Origin of the sequence: Parafrankia elaeagni, assembly GCF_000374165.1 — a bacterium.
Taxonomy (GTDB): domain Bacteria; phylum Actinomycetota; class Actinomycetes; order Frankiales; family Frankiaceae; genus Parafrankia; species Parafrankia elaeagni.
Map to the genome: position 1 here is coordinate 304,512 of NZ_KB893670.1, position 19,932 is coordinate 324,443.

14 protein-coding genes are annotated in these 19,932 nt (G+C 69.1%); 4 read left to right on the forward strand and 10 right to left on the reverse strand.

Features of this window, described 5'->3' with window-relative positions:
• Position 1: 1 nt before the first annotated feature.
• Genes B207_RS32035 through B207_RS0101340 form a run of 4 tightly spaced genes read right to left on the reverse strand, consistent with a single transcriptional unit; the run spans position 2 to position 7,263 of the window.
• Positions 2-2,833: a PKD domain-containing protein gene (locus tag B207_RS32035; protein ID WP_035739609.1), complete on the reverse strand. Its 2,832-nt coding sequence runs from the start codon at positions 2,831-2,833 to the stop codon at positions 2-4.
• Position 2,834: 1 nt separating this feature from the next.
• Positions 2,835-5,204 carry a transglutaminaseTgpA domain-containing protein gene (locus B207_RS32040; protein WP_084691945.1) on the reverse strand — a complete coding sequence of 790 codons (2,370 nt, stop codon included), beginning with the start codon at positions 5,202-5,204 and terminating at the stop codon, positions 2,835-2,837.
• On the reverse strand, positions 5,201-6,319 hold the full coding sequence (locus B207_RS0101335) for a DUF58 domain-containing protein (protein WP_326828383.1): 1,119 nt from the start codon (positions 6,317-6,319) through the stop codon (positions 5,201-5,203). Before B207_RS0101335 ends, B207_RS32040 begins: the two co-directional genes overlap by 4 nt.
• Positions 6,320-6,336: 17 nt before the next feature.
• Positions 6,337-7,263, reverse strand: a complete 927-nt coding sequence (locus tag B207_RS0101340) for an AAA family ATPase (RefSeq protein ID WP_018634706.1) — start codon at positions 7,261-7,263, stop codon at positions 6,337-6,339.
• Positions 7,264-8,395: 1,132 nt separating this feature from the next.
• Here B207_RS0101340 and B207_RS0101345 point away from each other — a divergent pair.
• The 4 genes from B207_RS0101345 (at position 8,396) to B207_RS0101360 (ending at position 13,694) form a co-directional block, all read left to right on the forward strand.
• Positions 8,396-9,670 (forward strand): glycosyltransferase family 4 protein, encoded by a 1,275-nt coding sequence (locus B207_RS0101345; protein ID WP_230204771.1) that lies wholly within the window; start codon positions 8,396-8,398, stop codon positions 9,668-9,670.
• Positions 9,671-9,732: 62 nt separating this feature from the next.
• Complete coding sequence (locus B207_RS0101350; RefSeq protein ID WP_035739680.1) at positions 9,733-11,013, forward strand: class I SAM-dependent methyltransferase; 1,281 nt, start codon at positions 9,733-9,735, stop codon at positions 11,011-11,013.
• Positions 11,014-11,195: 182 nt separating this feature from the next.
• A complete protein-coding gene (locus B207_RS0101355) occupies positions 11,196-12,677 on the forward strand; it encodes a lipopolysaccharide biosynthesis protein (protein WP_268258181.1) in 1,482 nt (493 codons plus the stop codon).
• 63 nt (positions 12,678-12,740) lie between these two features.
• Positions 12,741-13,694, forward strand: a complete 954-nt coding sequence (locus B207_RS0101360) for a glycosyltransferase family 2 protein (RefSeq protein WP_230204772.1) — start codon at positions 12,741-12,743, stop codon at positions 13,692-13,694.
• A gap of 90 nt (positions 13,695-13,784) precedes the next feature.
• Here B207_RS0101360 and B207_RS0101365 read toward each other — a convergent pair whose 3' ends face one another.
• The 6 genes from B207_RS0101365 to rfbF all read right to left on the reverse strand — a co-directional run bounded on the left by B207_RS0101365 (position 13,785) and on the right by rfbF (position 19,625).
• Entirely contained in the window at positions 13,785-14,708 is a 924-nt protein-coding gene (locus B207_RS0101365; RefSeq protein ID WP_018634711.1) for a hypothetical protein, read from the reverse strand.
• A 167-nt stretch (positions 14,709-14,875) separates the two neighbouring features.
• Positions 14,876-15,319, reverse strand: coding sequence for an NUDIX domain-containing protein (locus B207_RS0101370; RefSeq protein ID WP_035739612.1), 444 nt, complete (start codon positions 15,317-15,319; stop codon positions 14,876-14,878).
• 4 nt (positions 15,320-15,323) lie between these two features.
• Entirely contained in the window at positions 15,324-16,529 is a 1,206-nt protein-coding gene (locus tag B207_RS0101375) for a class I SAM-dependent methyltransferase (RefSeq protein WP_230204773.1), read from the reverse strand.
• A complete protein-coding gene (locus tag B207_RS0101380) occupies positions 16,526-17,758 on the reverse strand; it encodes a class I SAM-dependent methyltransferase (protein WP_018634714.1) in 1,233 nt (410 codons plus the stop codon). The genes B207_RS0101375 and B207_RS0101380 overlap by 4 nt, the downstream gene beginning before the upstream one ends.
• Positions 17,755-18,837 carry an NAD-dependent epimerase/dehydratase family protein gene (locus tag B207_RS0101385; protein ID WP_018634715.1) on the reverse strand — a complete coding sequence of 361 codons (1,083 nt, stop codon included), beginning with the start codon at positions 18,835-18,837 and terminating at the stop codon, positions 17,755-17,757. Before B207_RS0101385 ends, B207_RS0101380 begins: the two co-directional genes overlap by 4 nt.
• 5 nt (positions 18,838-18,842) lie before the next feature.
• Positions 18,843-19,625 (reverse strand): glucose-1-phosphate cytidylyltransferase, encoded by a 783-nt coding sequence (gene rfbF, locus B207_RS0101390; protein ID WP_018634716.1) that lies wholly within the window; start codon positions 19,623-19,625, stop codon positions 18,843-18,845.
• Positions 19,626-19,932: the final 307 nt, after the last annotated feature.

Consider the following 19,932-nt stretch of genomic DNA (forward strand, 5'->3'; position numbering starts at 1 on the left):
GCTACTGGCCGAGGTCGATGGACTGCGGGCTGTTCGTCGCGTCGCTGGTGACGGTCACCACCGCTGACGTGCTGCCCGCCGGCAGCGTGGCACCGAAGGTGCACGTGTGGTCAGGGATCAGGCGTGTTCCCGAGCATCCCCCGTCCACCGGGCCGCTGATCGAACTGATGACGATGGGATCCACCCCGCCCCTGATCGTCACTTCGTACCGGGTTCCGGCGACGGAGGTGGACACGAGGGTCTTGGACAGCGACATCTCGGCATCCCGGGCACGGACGAGCATGTCGACGCTGGCCGTGTCCCGCAGCCCGTTCTGGTCGATGACGGTGACCGTGCCGACGAAGTCGCCGCCCTCGCCGTACATGTAGTAGCCGCTGACCGGGTCCGGCTGCGGGCCCTCCACATGGCCGTCGTCGAAGTCGAAGGTGTACGACACGATCGGCGAGGAGCCCGGCGCCGAGGCCGAGGCGTCGAGCGCCCGGCTGTAGGTGCCGCCCTGGCCGCCGGCGGGCGGGGTGATGAGTGCCAGAGCGGCCCGGGGCCCGACCATCGCGCTCGGCACGGTCACGCTGCCGTTCGCGGTGGACTCCCGACCCTCGCCATCACTCACCGTGACCGTCACCGCGTAGGTGCCGCCCGCGCTGACTGCGATCCGGGCCGTCGAGGACGCCTGCGGCCCCACGGTCTGGCCGGTGCTGAAGGTGAACCTGTAGGTGGCGATCGGGGTGGAGCCGGCGGTGGAGGCGGACGCGTCGGCGACGATCTCGGTCGGCGCCGACGTCCCGGCAGCGCTCACGCCGAGCTGCGCGTCCGGCCCGGTGGGAGCCACCTCGTTGACCTGGACGCGCTCTGTGACGGCGGCCCGCCGACCGGCGGCGTCGGTCACCGTGAGGGTGACCGTGAAGATCCCCGGCCGGGTGTAGGTGTGGGTCGCGCCGGGCCCGGGCTGCGTCATCCCGTCACCGAAGTCGATCGAGTGGCTGGCGATCGGGCCGCCGTCCGCGGTGGACGCCGAGCCGTCGGCCGTCACGGTCAGCGGAGAGCCTCCGCTTCTCGGGTCGACGGTGAGCCGAGGCACGGGATCCTGCCCGGGCTCCCCCGGCTCCGGGTCGTCGCGGCTGACGGGGATGGTGGCGACGGCGGTGACGGACCGGCCGTCGGCGAGGGATGCATCGGCCGTCACGACGAAGCTGCCGGGTGCCGCCCAGGCATGGTTCGCGCGGCCGCCGGCGAGGGTGGCGCCGTCGCCGTCGCCGAAGCTCCAGGTCACGCTGTCCACACCGGTGTTGTCGGCCATGGTGGCCCGGAGGACGACGGCCTCGCCGACCGAAGGGGCGGTCTCACTGGCGGCGATCTGCAGCAGGTTCCGCTGGTCTCCTGTCTGGTCATCTGTCTGGTCACCGGGACCGCCGGGGACACCGGGGCCGGACGGCGGCGGGGTCCCCGGCTGCCCGGGTGGACGTCGAGGAGCCGGGTCCGGACCGGGAGGTGGTGTGGTGTCTCCGGGATCCGGGCCGGGGGACGCCACAGGCGGGGTCCGCTCGGTCGAGGGACCGGCTGGCGGGGTCGTCGGCGGCTCGCCCCCGGCGCCCGCACCGCTCCCGGTGCCCGTACCGGTGCCTCCGCCAGCCCCGGCCCCGGCGGTGCCGCCGGTGCCGCCGGTGCCTCGGGCGTCCGCAGCGTCCGCAGCGTCCGCGGCGAGGTACTTGCGCACGGCCGCCGTCGACCCGTCCGGACGGATCAGACCCGCCTCGTCGCTGGACGGATCATTGAAGAAGACGAAGCCGCCCTGGGAGGCGAGCGTGAACCGGCGGCGTTCGGGGAGCACCTCGGGCGCGGCGAGGAGCTCGGCGGTTGTCAGGTCCACGATGTGCACCTGGCCTGAGGTGTAGTCCGGGACGAGGGCCCGCCCGGCCGCGGTCAGCGGCGCCCCGAGGTCGTGGCTCGCCGCGTGGAGGTCGACGACCGACTGGCAGCGCCCACTGTCCAGATCCGCGATCATCAGGACGCCGCGGCTGCCGATCGCCGCGAGGACCCGGGGCTCCTGCGGGTCTCCGGCAACGCGGGCCGTGGTGTCGCCGGGCGCGACGTCCAGGCAGGTGGACGTCCCGATCGCACCATCGGCGGTGATGGGTGCCACCCGGCGCCCGCCGAGGTCGACCAGGGTGGGACGCCCGTCGACGAGGACCAGCCGGGTGTGCTCGGGGTCGACCGCGGCCCGGTGCTCCCGGCGGGTCGTCCCGTCGAACCAGACCAGGTCGCCGGTGATGCCGTCGATCACCCACAGCCAGCCGCGCTCGTCCACGACGCCGCTGTCCGGCCCGATCCGGGCGGCCAGTGACTGCCGGCCACGCACCCGCATGGTCTGCGGGTCGAGCGTGGTGACGATGCCCGAGCGACCGCTGACCAGGTAGAGCGCGTGCGCACCGGCGAAAAGCTGGTCCGGGTCGCCGGGCTCGGCCACTCCCTCCCGACCGGTCCAGGCATAGGTGGCGCCGCTGACCCGGCCGACGACGCCGGCCGCGCTGTCGGTGACGTACGCGTCGAGCTCCGACTGGGTGGCGGCCAGTGTCCCCGGCGGCAGGTTCGGAGCACCCACCGTGACCTGCGTGACGATCTTCTCCGAGACGCCGTCGACGAGCGCTACCTGCCCGACGGCGTCCGACACCAGCCAGGCCTTGCCGTCGCTGAAACTGACCGCCCGCTGGCGCGGCCCGGTCGCGGTGCCGGCGACGATCAGCCCGCTCAGCAGCAGCGCGACCGCCACGCCGATCTCCAGCCGCCGGGCCCCGGCCCGACGTCGCGGTCGCCCGGTGGGTGCGGTGCCAGCCATGTCATGCCCCCTTGCCGGTGAACGCCGCGGGCACACCGGCGCGCGAACGCGAACGCGGGTGCGGTGGCGGTAGCGGGAAACGCCGGCCGAGGAGGGGGCGCGGGTTCACCGCGGCGCGCAGCCGGCGGGTGAGCGGACGTCCTTCGCCAAGCCTTCGGCGCAGGTCGTCCACGAGCGCCCAGGCATGGGCGGCGTCCGCCGGGCCGACGCTGCCCGGGTGGGCGTACGCCGCCGCGGTGATGAGCACACCCAGCCGTTCCACCACCTCGGCGGCGGGCGCTCCGAGGGCACGCGCGTCCTCGACCACGTCGGTGGCTGTTCGTGACCGGTCGGGTGGCACGCCCCAGTCCCACAGACGGTCGCGGGCCTCCCGCCAGGCGCCCGCGATCCGCGCTTCGGGCGTCCCGCCTCCCCGCCGGCGCCGGCGCCGGCGCCACTTCTCCGCGACGAGCAGCGGCGGGACCGCGACCAGCACGGCAGCGAGCACGATCAGGAGCCACAGCGTGGCCGACCGGATCGCGCCGCCGCCCCCGGACGGTGGCGCGTGGAGCAGCGGGATCGGTTCCACCTTCGGTAGCGGCGCCTCGTCAACAGCCGGGTCCGGTTCCGGCGGTGCGGCTCCGTCGCCCTCCGCGCTGGCGGCGTCGACGGGCGACTGGCGGTCCAGGTCGCTGGTGTCCGTCGGTTCGAACGGCACCCATCCGATCCCGTCGAGGTAGACCTCGGGCCAGGCGTGCGCCCGCGACTGGCTGATCTCGAACACGCCCTGGCCACCGTCACCGCCGGGGGCGAGCAGATAGCCGACCGCGATCCTGGACGGGAAGCCCTTCACCCGCGCGAGCAGGGCGAACGCGGCTGCATGCTGCTCGGCGTACCCGCGTTGCTCCTGCTGGTCCGGGCTGGTCAGCATCCGGGTCAGCGAGCCGTACGACTGGCCGGGACGCCCGTTCAGGTCGTAGGGGAACCGGGCCGCATCGCGCAGGTACCGTTCCAGTGCTGTGAGCTGGGCGTACGGGGTCCGCGCGCCCGCTGTCGCGGTGGTGGCCACGGCGACGAGATCCGCGGGCAGACCCGCCGGCACGCCGAGGTACCGGGCGAACTCCGGGCCGGATCCGGGCACGGCGGCGTCGAGCCGCGGCTGGTCGGGTGCGGGCACCGCCGCTGTGAGCTGATAGCGGTAGCCGTCCGCGGGCGGCCCGGTCGCCAGCAGCGCACCGGTCTCGGAGTCGACGGCCAGGCCGGCGCCGGCGAGCCGGGTGGGCCAGCCCACGCCGGGCAGCAGCGGCGAGGCAAGCGTGTCGAAGGAGATGTCCGCACGCACCGTCACCGCCGGCTCCACCGGGGCGAGCTCCCCCTCCGGGGGAACGCCACCCGCCCGTACGAACGTGTTCCCGTTGCGCCAGCGCGCGCCGTCGAAGTCGCCGAGGAGAGCGGTCGTCACCCGGTCCACGGGGAGCCGACCGGTGGACGACGCGAGCCGGACGGTGCCCAGCCGGCGTGGCGGTGTGGCGGTGAGCTGACCCCGTACCTCGACGAGTGGGTTCAGTTCCCGGCTGAACGAGACCGACTGGTCGTGGAGCGTGCGGGGATCGGCCGGGGCGCGGGAGGGCATGACGATCGCCACCACCGCCCCCAGCCCGACCGCCACGACCACGACCGGCAGGCCGAGCAGCAACCGCCCGGACAGCCCACCGCCGCCCCCGGTGCGAACGACTCCGCTCGGGGCGGCAGCGCCGTCGCCGGGAGCGGCAGCGCCGTCGCCCGAGACGGGCGGTTCGGCTCTGACCAGGACGAAGCCGAGGCCGGACAGCCCCAGCAGGACGGCCGCCGGCAGCGTGCCACCTCTGTGGGACGCGGTCAGCGCGAGCGCGGCGACGAACCCGGCGAGCACCGGCACCAGCGCCGGCAGCGCCGCCCCGGTGGTGACCGCGAGCGCCACCGCGGCCGCCGTCGCCAGCCACACCAGCAGCACGGGGGTGACCAGCAGGACGGCTTCCGGGTCGGCGGGAACACCAGTCGTCAGCAGGGCGGACCAGCCGGCGCGCAGCGCAGGGACGAAGGCGCGGGCACCGAACGGGCCGTGCGTGCTCAGCGGCCCGAACAGGGTCACCAGCGAGTAGCCGGCGAAGCCAGCCACGCTGACGGCCGCGAGCACGTCGAACCGCCGTGTGCGCCGGCTTGTCACCGTGACGACCGCCGCGGCCGCGAGCACCGCGCCTGCCAGGACAGCCAGGGCTCCGTAGCCCGTGAACAGGGTGCTCGCGGCCCACGCCACGGCGAACAGGCAGACGAGGAGGCAGGCCAGATCCGGCCTCGGCCATGCCCGCCCCGTGCCTGGTGGCCGCCGTAGTCGTCTCAGCAGTTGTCTCATCGGACGGCGACCGCCCGGTTCCAGGCGGCGGCGAACGCCCCGCTGGTCGCGGCGTTTACGACGAACGCCCCCGCGGGCGCCGCCACCCGCTCGCTGGTGATCATAGCCACGCTGAGCATCGCGAACTGCCGCCGGACAGCGGTGACCGCTCCCAGCGCGGCCGGTACCGGCGCCCCGGTGACGACGGCGAGCGCCGCGCCGTCGCCGGCCGACCCGAGGCGCAGCAGTGCCGGGAGGCCGGGGTCGTCCTCGCCGCGGTGTGCGGCGGCGAACAGGTCGAGCAGCTCCCCGCGGGCCGACAGCCCCCTCTCGGCCGCGAACCGCGCCCCGGAGGTGGTACGCACGTCGACGGGCAGGCCCCCGTCGAAGGCGGCGACGGTCAGCGACGCGGCGACACGCACCGCCTCCTCGAAGGAGTCATCGGTGTAGGGCGCGGCGCTGGTGTCGAGGACGACGACCATCCGCGGCTCGTGCGGCACCACGTTGTGCCGGACCAGCAGCGTCCCGGTCCTGGCCGACGACGGCCAGTGCACGAGCCGCAGGTCGTCGCCGCGGACGTACTCGCGCAGGCTGTGGAACGCCACGCCACCGGTGGGTGCGGCAGCCGAGGTCCGGCCGTCGGTCTCACGTGACCGCCCGGTCGGCGGCGGGAGGACGGACTCCGGCCTCGGCTGGACTGTCAGCCGCGCCTGCGACGGGTACGACCGCGCCGCGTGGAACAACCCGAACGGGTCACTGTGCCCGACGGTCAGCGGACCGACGGGGAAGATCCCCCGCCGGTCGGTGGGCAGCAGGCAGGCCACCTCCCGCGTCTCGCCAGCCGCGAGGCTCGGGACCGCCACCCGCACCCGCCTGCCTCCCACCGTCTCGACGGCGAGGAACGGCGGGCAGCGACGGGTTCCGGTGTTGGTCACCGCCAGGAGCCCGCGCGCCGCGCCGCCCTCGGTGACCCGCGCGGGCTCGATCCGCCGCACGATCCGCACCTGCGGGCGGACGGCCATCCACCCGGCCGCCGCCGCCAGCGTCGCCAGGCCGGTGGACGCCAGCGCGACCAGCTCCCGATAACCGAGCGCCAGCCCGCTCGCGAACAGCACGACCGTGACGGCCACTGCCACCCAGCCCGACCGAGTGATCATCCCCGGGCGGCGCGGTGCTCCGGGACGGGCACCGAGGCTGCGATCTGGCCGAGGATGCCGTCCGCGGTGACGCCGTCGAGCGCGACCTCGGGACGTAGGATGATCCGGTGTCCCAGTACCTCGGGCACCAGCGCCTTGACGTCGTCCGGCGTCACGAACGACCGCCCGTTCGCCGCTGCCCGCGCCTGCGCCGCACGGGCCAGTGCCAGCCCCCCGCGCGGGCTCACGCCGAGCCGGATCTGCTCCGGCCGGCGGCGCGTGTCAGCGACGATCATGACGATGTAGTCGAACACCTCCCGGGAGACGTACACCCCGCGGACCACACTGGTCATGCGCACGAGGTCGGCGATGGTGACAACCGCCTCGAGATCCTCCGGAGCGGCGCCCCGCGTGCCCGCGGTGAGGATCTCGACCTCCGCCTCGTGGCCGGGATACCCCACCGACGCACGGGCCATGAAACGGTCGATCTGTGCCTCCGGCAGCTCGTAGGTCCCGCCGTGCTCCACCGGGTTCTGGGTCGCGATCACGACGAACGGCCGCGGCACCGGATGCGTCACCGAGTCGACGGTGACCTGCCGCTCCTGCATCACCTCCAGCAGGGCCGACTGGGTCTTCGGCGACGCCCGGTTGACCTCGTCGACGAGCACGACGTTCGCGAAGACCGGCCCGTGATGGAACTCGAAGGAGCGGGACCGCTCGTCCCAGATCTGCACCCCGGTCACATCCGACGGGAGAAGGTCCGGGGTGAACTGCACCCGCCGCGCCGACCCGCCGACGGAATGGGCGACAGCCTTCGCCAGTGACGTCTTCCCGGTTCCCGGGACATCGTCGAGAAGCAGGTGCCCCTCGGCATACATGCAGGTCAGCACAAGTTCCACGACGGCGGTGTTGCCGCGGAAGAACTGAGTGACATTACCCGTCAACAACCGGTGCTGCCCGACGAACCAGTCAACATCGGCCGCAGACGTGACCGAGCCCGCATGAGTATTCACAATCCCTCGAAAATTCCCCCAGTATTGCACGGATCCGGGTGCCCACGACATCCCTGCGATCGTGCCGCCCGGCTTCCGCCGGGCCACGTAGAGGAATGAAGCGGACGAAGCCCCGGCACCACAGCTACGACAGACTAGACGGAAGCCCGACAGAGTAGTAGAGAACCCTCACAACGCCCACCATGTCACGATTCCGACGCCCTCGCGGTGACGGCAGGCCGGCCCGCACCGCGCCGCCTCACCCGCGCCCCCCGGGGACGGTCAGCGGCGGGCCCGAGAACAGCCGCCACGGCCGGCGAGGCGCGCTGCTCCTCGTCGGCGAGCACGCGCGCGGCGGCCGGAGGCGGCCGCGCGGGTCGCGCGAACAGCGGGCCTGGCAACCTGGTATGGACTGCTCACCGAGATGTGGCTGACGGCCGGCTGACTCGCGTGGATGCAAGGTGATCGACAGGCATGCCGAGGACGGGATGGGCGTTGTCCCGGCGCCAGACCAGCGAGTGCGGGTAGACCGGGGTCGGGCTCCGTACGGGGATTCGGCCGATGGTCCGGCGGCCGGCTCGTCGCTGATCGATGAGATCGTCCGGGAGCGCGAGGCGCTGGCCACCCGCCAACACCAAACCTGCAGGTCGCCACACCACCTCAAAGCAAAAACAACAATGCGTAACCTTGGGGTGACAGCAAGCAAGAGAACCCGATCGCCGGCGATCAGATTCCGCCGGGCGAATCGGGAGGCGCCCTCGGCGCCTCGGCCGGTCGGGGTAGCATTCCCGTGGCGCGTAGATCTGACAGACTGTCGTGCGTGGGCTACCGGTCCACCACTGGTCTGCCGCCGGCACTCCGGCTCCTCCGCAATGTGACCGCTTCACCTCACTCGCGGGTCAGGGGCGCTCCTGGAGGGTGAACGTCGGCCGAACGGCCGGCGAGTTGGTTCCCATACCGCCTGGGGGGGATGGTGGGACAGGAAGACGCCGGTCGCAGCTCGTCGGTTATTGAGGCCGTCACGAGTGAGCAGTCGACCACAACGCCGCGACTCGACAACCACGCCGGTATGGAGCGGACCCAGTTGCCCGAGCCACAGGACGCCGCCGGAGCCGACGCCGGGCGCCAGCCCCGCGGGCGAGTGCTGATCATCGTGCAGAACCTGCCGGTCCGTATCGACCGGCGCGTCTGGCAGGAAGCGCAGTCCCTGATCAGGGCCGGATACGTCGTCTCGGTCATCTGTCCGCGCGGGCCGAAAGAGCGCAGGTACCAGGTCGTTGACGGCGTGCATATCTGGACCTACCGCGGGGCTCCGGCCACCACCGGGCTGGCCAGTTACGCCTTCGAGTTCGGTTACTGTTGGCTACGGACGTTCTTCCTGTCCTTCGCGGCCGCCAGAAAACCGGGTTTTGACGTGATCCAGGCATGCAACCCGCCTGACACCTACTGGGCGCTCGCGCTGTTCCACAGACTGTTCCGCAAGAAGTTCGTCTTCGATCACCATGACCTGTGTCCGGAGGTCTACCAGTCCCGCTTCCGCCGGGACAACGATCTGTTGTACCGCCTCCTGCTGGTGCTGGAACGCGGCAACCAGCGGTTCGCGAACCACGTTCTCGTGACCAACGAGTCCTACCGCCGGATCGCGCTCACCCGGGGGCGGCGTCCCCCGGAGGATGTGACAGTAGTGCGTAGCGGCCCCGACCTGGCCAAGATGCAGCCGGTGCCGCCTCGTCCGGAGCTACGCCGAGGCCGTCCGCACATGGCTGCCTACCTTGGTGTGATGGGGCCTCAGGACGGCGTCGACGGCCTGGTGGAGGCGATCGACCACTACGTCCACGTGCTTGGCCGCACCGACTGCCACTTCGTCCTCATGGGCTTCGGCGACTGTCTCGCTGATCTGAAGACACAGGTGGGCCGGCTGGGGCTCCAGGAGTGGGTCGAGTTCACCGGCCGGGCCGACGACACGATGATCAAAGATTACCTGTCGTCGTCGGACGTCGGCCTCTCGCCCGACCCGCGCAGCCCGTTGAACGAGGTCTCGACCATGAACAAGACGCTGGAGTACATGGCGTTCGGCCTACCGGTCGTGGCCTTCGACCTGACCGAGACCCGGGTGAGCGCGGGGGAGGCAGCGGTCTACGCGACCACCGACGAGCCGTCGGCGTTCGCGCGGGCCCTGGCCGAGCTCATCGACGATCCGGAGCGGCGCAGCAAGCTGGGCACGATCGGGCGGGAGCGGATCGAGAACGAGCTGTCCTGGCGGCATTCGGCCCGCCAGTATGTCGGGGTTTACGACCGCCTGCTCGGCAGGTCGGTCGCCCGTGACAGCGGCGTGTCGGGCCGTACCTCCGCCTCGTGACCCCACGCCGGATGACCCCACGCCGGACCAGCCCCGACCACATCGAGTTCGAGGATCGCGCCGTGCCCGGATCCGAACCGCGAGGGACCTGTCCGGCCTGTCAGGCCACCGGCCTGGAGCCCCTGTTCCTGGTTGAGCGTTCGCCGGTCCTCACCGGAGTCCTCTGCGCGACCAGGGATGAAGCACTCGGCGCACTGCGGCGGACACTCGACCTTCACCTGTGCGGCAGGTGCGGGACCCTCGTCAACGTCGCCTTCGACCCCGACCTGGTCGAATACGACGGCCACTATGACAACTCGTTGCATTATTCGAGCACCTTTCGAGCCTACGCGACCGAGCTGGCGCACCGCCTGATCACGACACATCGTCTCGCCAGCCGTCCTGTCGTCGAGATCGGTTCGGGCAAGGGTGACTTTCTCCGGGAGCTGTGCAGTCTCGCCGGCACGTCCGGGACGGGGTACGACCCGACCTACATCGGGCCGCAGCGGGCCGAGGATGTCGACGTCGCCTTCGTCGTCGACTACTACGGTCCGCGTTACCGCCACCTCCCTGGAGACTTCGTCGTCTGCCGGCACGTCCTCGAACACGTAACGGACCCGCGCGCCTTCCTGGAGAACATCCGCGAGGCTCTCGGGGACCGCGAGGCATCGATCTACCTCGAGGTGCCCAACGGCGGCTTTCTGCTCAGCGAGGCCGGGGCCTGGGACTACATCTACCCACATGTGACGTATTTCTCTCCGGCGGGCCTGAGTGGCGTAGTCACCGCAGCCGGCTTCGAGGTCACGGCAGGCGGCACGGCGTTCGGCGAGCAGTTTCTGTGGGTCGAAGCGAAAACAGCCGGGCCGGAGGATGCCGCAGCTCCCTCGGGAATGCTCGCGCCGGGCGAGGACCTGGCCGCGGTCAGTCGTTATGTCGAGCACGCGCGCAGCTTTGGCCGCCGCTATCCCGACGTCATCAGCCGGTGGATGCGTGAGCTCGATGTTTCGACCATCCCACCCACCGGCCCGACAATGCCTGACCTGACCATCGAGATCCTGCAGAACGGCTCCATCGCGGAGCCGCCACCGTCCGATCAGGCACGTGTGCTCGTCTGGGGGGCTGGTTCCAAGGGAGTGAACTTTCTCAACGTCATCGGGCCCGGGCCGGCGGTCCTGGGAGTCGTCGATCTCAATCCGAACAAGCAGGGAACTTTCATTCCGGGCACGGGCCACCAGGTGATCGCACCTGAGGAGGTCCCCGGCACGGCCGTCACCCGGGTGCTGCTGGCGAACGCGCTGTACCTGAACGAGGTCAGGGCGCTTCTCGACGATCTTGATGTCCGGGTGGACGTTGTTCCCCTCTGACCGAAGCTAGGGGCGACGCAGTGCGTGGTCTGGTCAAGGGCCGCGAGGCAGGGGGTGGTCGGCACCGGCGCCGATCCCACCAGAGCCGGCCGGAACAGGGCGGCGCTGTGCCGGCTGGCCCGGGGTCGGACGGCACTGTGCCCGGAAGTCAGGCACCCGCTGCCGGCTCGATGGTGAGCGGCGTGCGCTGGATGTCGATCAACCAGGTCGGGGTGCAGATCATCCGGTTGGTCGTCCAGCTCGCCATGGCGCGGATCCTGGAGCCCCGGGCGTTCGGGCTGATGGTCATGGCGCTGGTTGTCCTGTCCTTCCTGGAGATCCTGCGCGGCTTCGGGACGGGCATGGCCGTCGTCCAGCGCGACCATGTCGACCAAGGCCTGCTCAGCAGCGTGTTCTTCTTCAACCTCGGGCTGGGTGTGGCCATCACCGGGCTGCTCGCCCTGCTCGCGCCGTTGGTGTCCGCCGGCTACGGTGACTCCGCGCTGACTCCGGTGCTGCAGGTCATCGGGCTCAGCCTGTTCGTGCTCAGCGCCGGAGACCTACAGCAGTGGCTTCTGCGCCGCGATCTGAGGTTCGCCCCCGTCGCCGCCGCGAACATCATCGGTACGCTGGTCAACGGCGTCTCGTCGATCGTCCTCGGCGTCCTGGGCGCGGGGGTGTGGTCGCTGGTCGTCGGCAACGTGGCCGGTTACACGATGACCACCGTGATCGTCTGGTTCGCCTCGCCGTGGCGGCCGAACGCCCACTTCTCCTTCACCGATATCCGCCAGCTCCTCGGCTTCAGCGCAAACCTGAGCGCGTTCAACGTCTTCAACTTCTTTCTCCTGAACGGCGACAAGATCATCGTTGGCCGCTTCCTCGGCGCCGGTCCGCTCGGCTTCTACGGCATGGCACAGCGGGTGCTGATGTACCCGGTGACCTCCGTGCTGACCTCACTGCAGGAGGTCATGTTCGCCGGGTTGTCACGCATCAAGGATGATCACGCGGAGGTGCGCCGGATCTACTTCCGAGCCTGCGCCGTCTGCGCGATGCTCTGCTTTCCGGCCATGGCTGTGCTGGCTGTAGTAGCGGACAACCTCGTCCACGTCGTGCTCGGTGAGCAGTGGGATCCACTGGTCCCCCTGATCCAGATCCTGGCACCGATCGGCGGTATCCAGGCGGTGAGCTTCAGCACCGGAACAATCTTCGAATCCCAGGGCCGGACGGACCTGTACCTGCGCTGGGGGATCTTTTCCGGGCTGCTGATGCTCGGTAGCTACTTCGCCGGGCTGCCCTGGGGCACAAACGGTGTGGCGGCGGCCTATGGAATCGTCATCATCCTGCTGCTGCCACCGGGCTTCATCATCCCGTTCCGACTCATCAACGCTCGGATCTCCGAACTGTTCCAGAGCATCTGGCCGTATTTATGGACCACGCTGGTGACCGCCGCGCTGACAGCCGTGGTGCAGTATGGTGCAACGCTGGCCGGACTGCCGGCCGCAGCCAACCTGGTAGGCTCCGTCGCCGCGGGAGGGGCCTGCTACGTCGGCCTGATGGCGGTCCTGCGTCCGGATGCCCTACAAGATCTTCGGCGATTCGCCGGGGTCGGTCGCCCGAGTGCGCCGGCAGCTCAAGCTCAATCCAACCAGAATGATGTCAGCCAGGCGCTGCCACAGAGCGGCTGAGACCGGCTCTCAGGGGAGGGGAACGTGCCTGTGAGCACGACAGCAAAACCCAGCGAGAACACGTTGACGAAGCCGTCCGGAAATGCCGAAGGTGACGACGGCAGCGTGGCGGCGGACCGCGGCTTCCCACTGGTGACAGTTGCCCTACCGGTTTTCAACGGCGAGAACTACCTGGCCGGAGCGCTTCGGTCACTGCTCGCGCAGGACTACCCGAACCTTCAGCTCCTCCTGCTGGACAATGGCAGCACCGACATCACCGAGCGACTTTGCCGGGAGGCAGCGGAACGGGACGGCAGGATCGTCTACCTGCGCTCCCCGGTAAATCGTGGTGCCGCCTGGAACTACAACCGCGCTTTTGACGCCGCGGAGGGCGATTTCTTCCGGTGGACTGCGCACGACGACCTGTTCGCGCCGACTCTCGTCTCCCGGTGCGTGGCAGCGCTGCAGGACTTCGGCCCAGAGGCCGTGCTCGCCTACCCGAAGACCTCCCTCATCGACAAGCAGGACCAGGTCGTGGGCGATTTCGAGGACGGGATGGATCTGCGGGAGCGGGCCCCGCACGAACGCCTGGCCCACTTCCTCGCCGCCCGGACGGAGTACCATCCTGTTTTCGGTGTGATGCGGTCCGAGGTGGTCCGCGAGACTCGGCTGATCGATCGGTTCGTGGGGTCAGACGTCGTGTTTCTGGCTGAGATGGCCCTGCGCGGCCGCTTTCTGGAGGTGCCGGAGCGGCTTTTCTTCCGGCGGTTCCACGAGGAGAACTCGGTCAACGCGAATCCGGACTACCAGGACCGGGCGGCGTGGTTCGACCCCGCCTTGCGTAAGCGTAAGTCCCTGCCGATGACACAGATGACCGTTCATCTGATCGGCTCTGTGCGGAAGGCTGAGCTGGATCTTGCCGAGCGGCGTCGTTGTCTGGATGCCGTCACCCAGAACTGGGCGCGCCCCTACTGGCGGCACATGGCGGGCGAAGCACGCGCCGCGATCACCGGGAAGCCCCGCGCGGGAATCCAGTAGCGTGTCGCCTCCAACCTTCGACGGATATGCGGCGGATCGGTGGTGATGGTCCTCCTGCTGCCGTGAGGATGTGTCGTGTCGAGGTCGGGATTACCGTGACGTCGGCTCGTAGACCAGCACGGCGCCCTCCGGGACCTCCCCGCTGTCGTACCGTGCGACCAGTTCGCCGGGAACCTGCGCCCCGTCGGTACCCCGCCGGAAGTCACGCAGGCTGGTGCCTTCGCAGTAACTGTCCACATTGGGCGCGGACCGGCCCTCGCGGAGGTCGGAGACGTTCACGGTGCGGAAGTCGATGCTGAACCGCGTACGGCCCGAGGTGTTCGGCACCGTCGAGTGCATCTGCGCCGCCGAGAACCCGATGATTCCGCCGACAGGGCAGACGACTCGAAGCTGGGGGTCCGGCTGTACGGGTTCTCGGGGGCCAGGCTGCTTCCGCGTGTCCCTGCTGATGTGCTGCGCTGCCTGTGCCCGCCCGGTCGCGTTGTAGACGTAGTAGTTGAACTCTTCCGACCCGTTACTGATGCCTTTCTCCCAGTAGTGCGGGTGAAACGCCATCGAGGATTCCGCTTCGAAGTCGTAGATCGGCAGCCACCAGTTGATCTGCGCCAGCGGCGCCGACCACCACACGTCACGATGCAGGGGAAACGCGTAACCGGCTCCGGCGGTCAGGTAACCATCGCTGGTCACCCCACGCAGCCTGGGCACGTCGATGTAGGTCTCAGCCAGGTCAGCGCCGAGCTGCTCCACCACATCGCGCACCAGATCCTTCGTCCGTGGATGGTGGATGAAGCGAGGCTTGACCGGGCCGAAGATCTCCACGAACCTCTCGACCGGCATCTCGTACTGGGCCCGCGTCGGATGATGCGGCGAAAACACCTCCTCGAGCAGACCACGAGCAAATTCGGTGAGCGCCAGGGTGGCCGCGTTCGGCGCGACGACGAAGATGTTCCCCTGGTAAATCAGGGTCCGCCGCCTGTCGTCAGGCATCGCGGCATCGGCGAATATCGCGGTCATAGCTTGTCCTTAACGCTTGAACGGCCACGCTGCGAAAAACAGCAGGCAGACCGTCCCCACCAAGCCTGTTCCATTGTCTGCGCAGTGCGGCAGCGATCCTGGTCTCCGCTGACGGCGGCCCTCGAAACACACCTCCGGCCGGGCACACGACCCAGCGCGAAGGAGGGTCATCGTAGCACTGTCGGTCCACCCGCGAAATAGTCCTGGATCCGCAGCCGTGCGCTTTCGTGGAACTCCAGCCCGTCAAAGCCCGCCGGGGCGACGAACTCGACGGCCAGGGATTCATGGCTCACCCGTAGCTCACCGCCGACTATCGTGCACGCACAGCACACACTGAACTCCTGACGGCGCTCGCCGTCCTGGTAGACCATGATGTTGTCCGGGTTGGAGTACACGCCGACGACACGGTCCACCCGCACCTCGAAGCCGGTTTCCTCCCAGACCTCGCGGACCACGCAGTCGGCGAACGACTCGCCGATCTGCATGCCACCCCCGGGCAGGCCCCAGCGCCCGTTGTCGCGGCGACGCTCCAGCAGAATCCATCCCCGCTCGTCGGTGATGACCGCGCTGCCGCCCACGACCAACGAGTTCGCCGTAACCGACTCCGTCACAGCGCTAGACTGCCCGCAGATCAGTACGCACTCCAAGGCTCTGAAGCAGCTCGCCGATCTCGGTCAGGTAGATCGGGTTCATCACGATGACGAGCTCGGGCCGGTCTGCCGCAAGCTGCTCGGGAGCCACGATCCGGTGGCCGCTTCCCGCCATGAACTTGCCGTGCTTGTACGGGTTGATGTCGACGGCGTAGTCGACCGACCTGGCCGTCTCGCCCAGCCCGGCGAAGAAGGACACCCCTTTGGAGCCAGAGCCCCAGATCGCGACCCGGCCGCCCCGGGCGCGCACCGTGCGGATCTCGTCCGCCCAGGTCGCCAGACTGGCTGCAACCGACTGCTCGAACGGTTCCAGGGAGGCGCGCAGCCGATCGAGGTCGTCCTCGATCGCGAGCGGCTCGCCTGGCGCCGGGGTCGCCGTCGGCCGAGCCTCGATCACCAGATACTGGTCGTCGTACTCCCGGGTAATCTCCAGCACCTCGAACCCTGTCGCACGGAACAGCCTGGCCAGCGAGCCCGCGCTGAAGTAGGAGCAGTGCTCGTAGTACACGTCCCAGTAGGCGGCCTCCTCCAGGATGCGCAACACGTCCGGCAGCTCGAACAGGACGACCGTGTCAGGCTGGTCGCCGATGGCAGCGCGGATGTCACGCATCCAGTCACCGACCGGTGAGATGTGCTCCATGGTGTGCCGGCACACCACCGCGTCGGCCTTCAGATGGCTGTACTTCGGACCGTAGTAGTCGGCAATCCAGGTGATCCGGCTTTCCAACGCCGGGTCGATCCGTTCCGGGTGCACTCCCGGATCGATGCCAATACCGGAGCCAGCTCCCTCCTCGATCATGTTGACCAGGAACTCGCCTTTGCCGCACCCAAGCTCCAGCACCGAAGAATCGTGCAGGTTGTACTTCTCCACCCAACGCTTCGCGAGATCTCGGGCAAAATCCCGGAACAGCGGCGAGAACGCCTGCGTCTCCTCGTAGCGAGCAGAGTAAGCGGCAAGCGAGCCATTATAGTGAGTGTTGAAAACAAACGCACAGTTCTGACAGAAGACGATCCTCAGGTCACCCTTGGGAAAAGTCAGAGCCTCTGCTTCGTCGTCCATGAGCAGGCAGCTGTGCGAGGCAACGCCATCCTTGGCGTAGAACGGCGTGAGATTCGAGTCGCCACAGGCCGGACATTGGTCGATGGGCCGGGTCACGGCATGCTGCGTCACGGCACGATCCTCGGGGTCGGGACGGGAACGATGAATTTTCCGCCCCGCCGTAGGTACTCGTCCTGTTGCTGCATGATCTCGTCGGCGAAGTTCCAGGCCAGCAGGAGCACGTAGTCGGGCTGCTCACTCAGCAGCGCTGCCGGCTCGCGGACCGGCAGGTGCACGCCCGGCATGTACCGGCCCTGTTTGTGCACGTTGCGGTCGACGACGAAGTCCACCAGATCGGTGCCGATGCCGACGTAGTTGATCAGCGTGCTGCCCTTGGCGGCGGCACCGTAGGCGGCGATCCGCTTCCCGTCCGCCCGCAGGGATTCCAGCAGTGACCGCAGGTCGCGGCGGATCCGCTCGACCTCCACACCGAAATCGACGTAGTAGTCGAAGGACGTCAGCCCGGCCATCGCCTCGTTCGCCAGGTAGCGGCGCACGGCATCGCTGACCTGCTCGCGTGGGCCGATGTGCCAGCGCAGGGTGCCGCCGTGCAGATCGGGGAAGTACTCGATGTCGTTCAGGAAAAGACCGTGCCGACGGACGAGCGTGTCGACCGACGTGCACGAGTAGTAACAGAAATGCTCATGGTAGACAGTGTCGAACTCGCGGTGCTCGATCAGGTCCCGCACATAAGGGTTCTCGACTGTGATCAGTCCGTCGTCGGCGACCAGCAGGGCCATCCCGGCCACGAAGTCGTTGAGGAAGGGCACGTGCGCCATCACGTTGTTCGCGATCACGACGTCGGCGTGCCCGTGCTCGGCGACAATCCGGCGCGCGAGGTCGGTACCGAAGAACTCGGCGAGTGTCGGCACGCCGGCCGCCTGAGCCGCGGCGGCCTGGTCCGGCGCCGGGTCGATCCCGAGTACCGGGATGCCGTGCTCGACGAAGGTACGCAGCAGGTAGCCGTCGTTGCTGGCGAGCTCGACAACGAGGCTGTCACCGCCCAGCCCGCGCCGGGAGATCAGCCCGAGCGCGTGCTCACGGGCGTGCCCCAGCAGGTGCTCGGAGAACGAGGAGAAGTACAGGTAGTTCTCGACGAAGAGCTGCTCCGGCGGCACCTCCTCCAGGATCTGCACCAACGAGCACGCTGAGCAGAAGGCAACGTCGAGCGGGAACCGCGGCTCCGGCTCGCCCAGCCGCTCCGCGGTGACCAGCGCGTCGGCCAACGGCGTGGTGCCGAGAGCCAGGAACGGCTTGAGCCCGGTCTGCCCGCAGGAGCGGCAGCCCAGCAGGTCGCTCACGATCTGTCGGCGCCCGCGGCGCCCGCTGTCGTAGCGGCAGGGGCGGCGGATCCCGGTGAGGTGAACCGCAGCGTGTCGTCCAGGAGGCCCTGGTCGATCAGCTCCTGGATTCGCCGGATCCGCTGGAACCGGGCGCCGATCAGGTCGTCGTACGACAGCTCGGTGGCCAGGAACGCGGCGTAGAGCTCCTCGACGCCCTTGCGCACGGTCCACACCGGCTGGAAGGACGGGAAGGTCTCGGCGAAGCGGTCGCAGTCCACCCGGTAGTTGCGCTTGTCGGGGCTGGCCCCTTCGGCGAACGTGATGCGGCTGTTCGGCACGATCTCCTCGACGATCTTGGCAACATCGCGGATCTGGTAGTTCTCGCTGGTCCGGCCGATGTTGTAGGCCTGCAGATGGATGAGGTCGCGGGGCGCCTCGACGACCGCGAGCATCGCCCGGGCGATGTCCTCGATGTGCACCAGCGGACGCCACGGGGTGCCGTCGCTCTTCATCTGCACTTTGCCGGTGGTCACCGCATACCCAGTGAGGTTGTTCACCACCAGGTCGCCGCGCAGCCGGGGCGACAGCCCGTAGGCGGTCGCGTTGCGCAGGAACACCGGGCTGAAGTCGTCACCAGCGAGCTCTGCCAGTTCCTTCTCTGCCATGACCTTGGACTCGCCGTACGGGGTGACCGGGAGGAACTCCGCGTTCTCGGCGATCGGAGCGTCACCGTGCGCGCCGTAGAGGCTGCAGGACGACGAGAACACGAACCGGCTGACCCCGGCCGCCTTCGCGGCCCGCGCCACGCCGATGGTGGCGTGGGCGTTGATGTCGTAGGTGGTCTGCGGATTGAGGTTGCCCAGCGGATCGTTGGAGATCGCCGCCAGGTGGACGACCGCGTCGACGCCCTCGAAGTGGTCGGGGGTGACATCCCGGATGTCGACACGGACCGCGGGGATCGAGGCCGGCTCGGCACCGATCGTGCAGTCGGTGAACAGGCCGCTGTCCAGCCCGAGGATCTCGTGGCCCGCCTGCTGGAAGAGAGGGACCAGACGGGTACCGATGTACCCGTCGTGGCCGGTGACGAGAATGCGCATCGGTGTCAGAACCAGACCTTCCAGGGGGCGCTACCCGAGTCCCACATGGACTGAAGCAGCCGACGATCGCGGAGGGTGTCCATGCACTGCCAGAAACCGCCGTGCCGGTAGGCCATGAGCTGGCCGTCCTTGGCCAGCTCCTCCAGCGGTTCCTTCTCGAACTGGGTGGCGTCGCCCTCGATGTAGTCGAAGATCTCCGGCTCGAGGACGAAGAAGGCGCCGTTGATCCAGCCCTCGCCGGTCTGCGGCTTCTCGGAGAACTCCGTGATCTGGCTGTCGTCGTCGATCTCGAGGTGGCCGAACCGGGCCGGCGGACGCACCGCCGTCAGCGTCGCGAGCTTGCCGTGCGCCCGGTGGAACTCCAGCAGCGCGTTGAGGTCGATGTTCGAGACACCGTCACCCCAGGTGAGCATGAAGGTTCCTTCGGTGCCGATCCAGGGCTGAAGACGCTTGATCCGGCCGCCCGTGTTGGTGTCCTGGCCGGTCTCGACGAGGCCGATGTTCCAGTCCTCACGCTCACCGTCGGCCGTGTGCTGGCGCACGGTGCCGTCCCGCAGGGAGACGGTCAGGTCGTTCGCCAACGAGGCGTAGTCGACCAGCCACCGCTTGATGTACTCGCCGCGGTAGCCGAGTGCCACCGCGAAATCGGTGAAACCGAAATGCGCGTAGTACTTCATGATGTGCCACATGATCGGCTGGCTGCCAATCTCCACCATCGGTTTGGGCTTGATGGTGGTCTCTTCCGCAAGCCGGCTGCCGAGGCCACCCGCGAGAATGCCGACTTTCATGTTTCCCCCCACGATCCGACGTCACCGAAGCACTGTCCGGATAACACGATCGCATGTCCCGTTAACCGGCTGCGACCGAGAATTTTGATGGAACGATCAGAAGCGGTCAACAGGAAGGTGGACGGAAACGGCCGCCACGGCGCGATGGGCAGGCCCGTCGCGCGATCCCAGCGCCTTGGAACGGTTCTCGTGGCGGCGGTCCCCGGCCTTCCAGCCGGCATGAGCGCCCTCGGCGGCAGCCGGGATTGCCCGTCGGGCGGTTACCGAGAGTCTCCGGCCAGCCCACCAGGGTTCTCGCGATCGCCCA

Bases quoted from the DNA above. Each gene is read 5' to 3' on its own strand.
- B207_RS32035 (WP_035739609.1), bottom strand. From the start codon at position 2,833: ATGGCTGGCACCGCACCCACCGGGCGACCGCGACGTCGGGCCGGGGCC.
- rfbF (WP_018634716.1), bottom strand. From the start codon at position 19,625: ATGAAAGTCGGCATTCTCGCGGGTGGCCTCGGCAGCCGGCTTGCGGAA.
- B207_RS0101365 (WP_018634711.1), bottom strand. From the start codon at position 14,708: ATGACCGCGATATTCGCCGATGCCGCGATGCCTGACGACAGGCGGCGG.
- B207_RS0101385 (WP_018634715.1), bottom strand. From the start codon at position 18,837: ATGCGCATTCTCGTCACCGGCCACGACGGGTACATCGGTACCCGTCTG.
- B207_RS32040 (WP_084691945.1), bottom strand. From the start codon at position 5,204: ATGAGACAACTGCTGAGACGACTACGGCGGCCACCAGGCACGGGGCGG.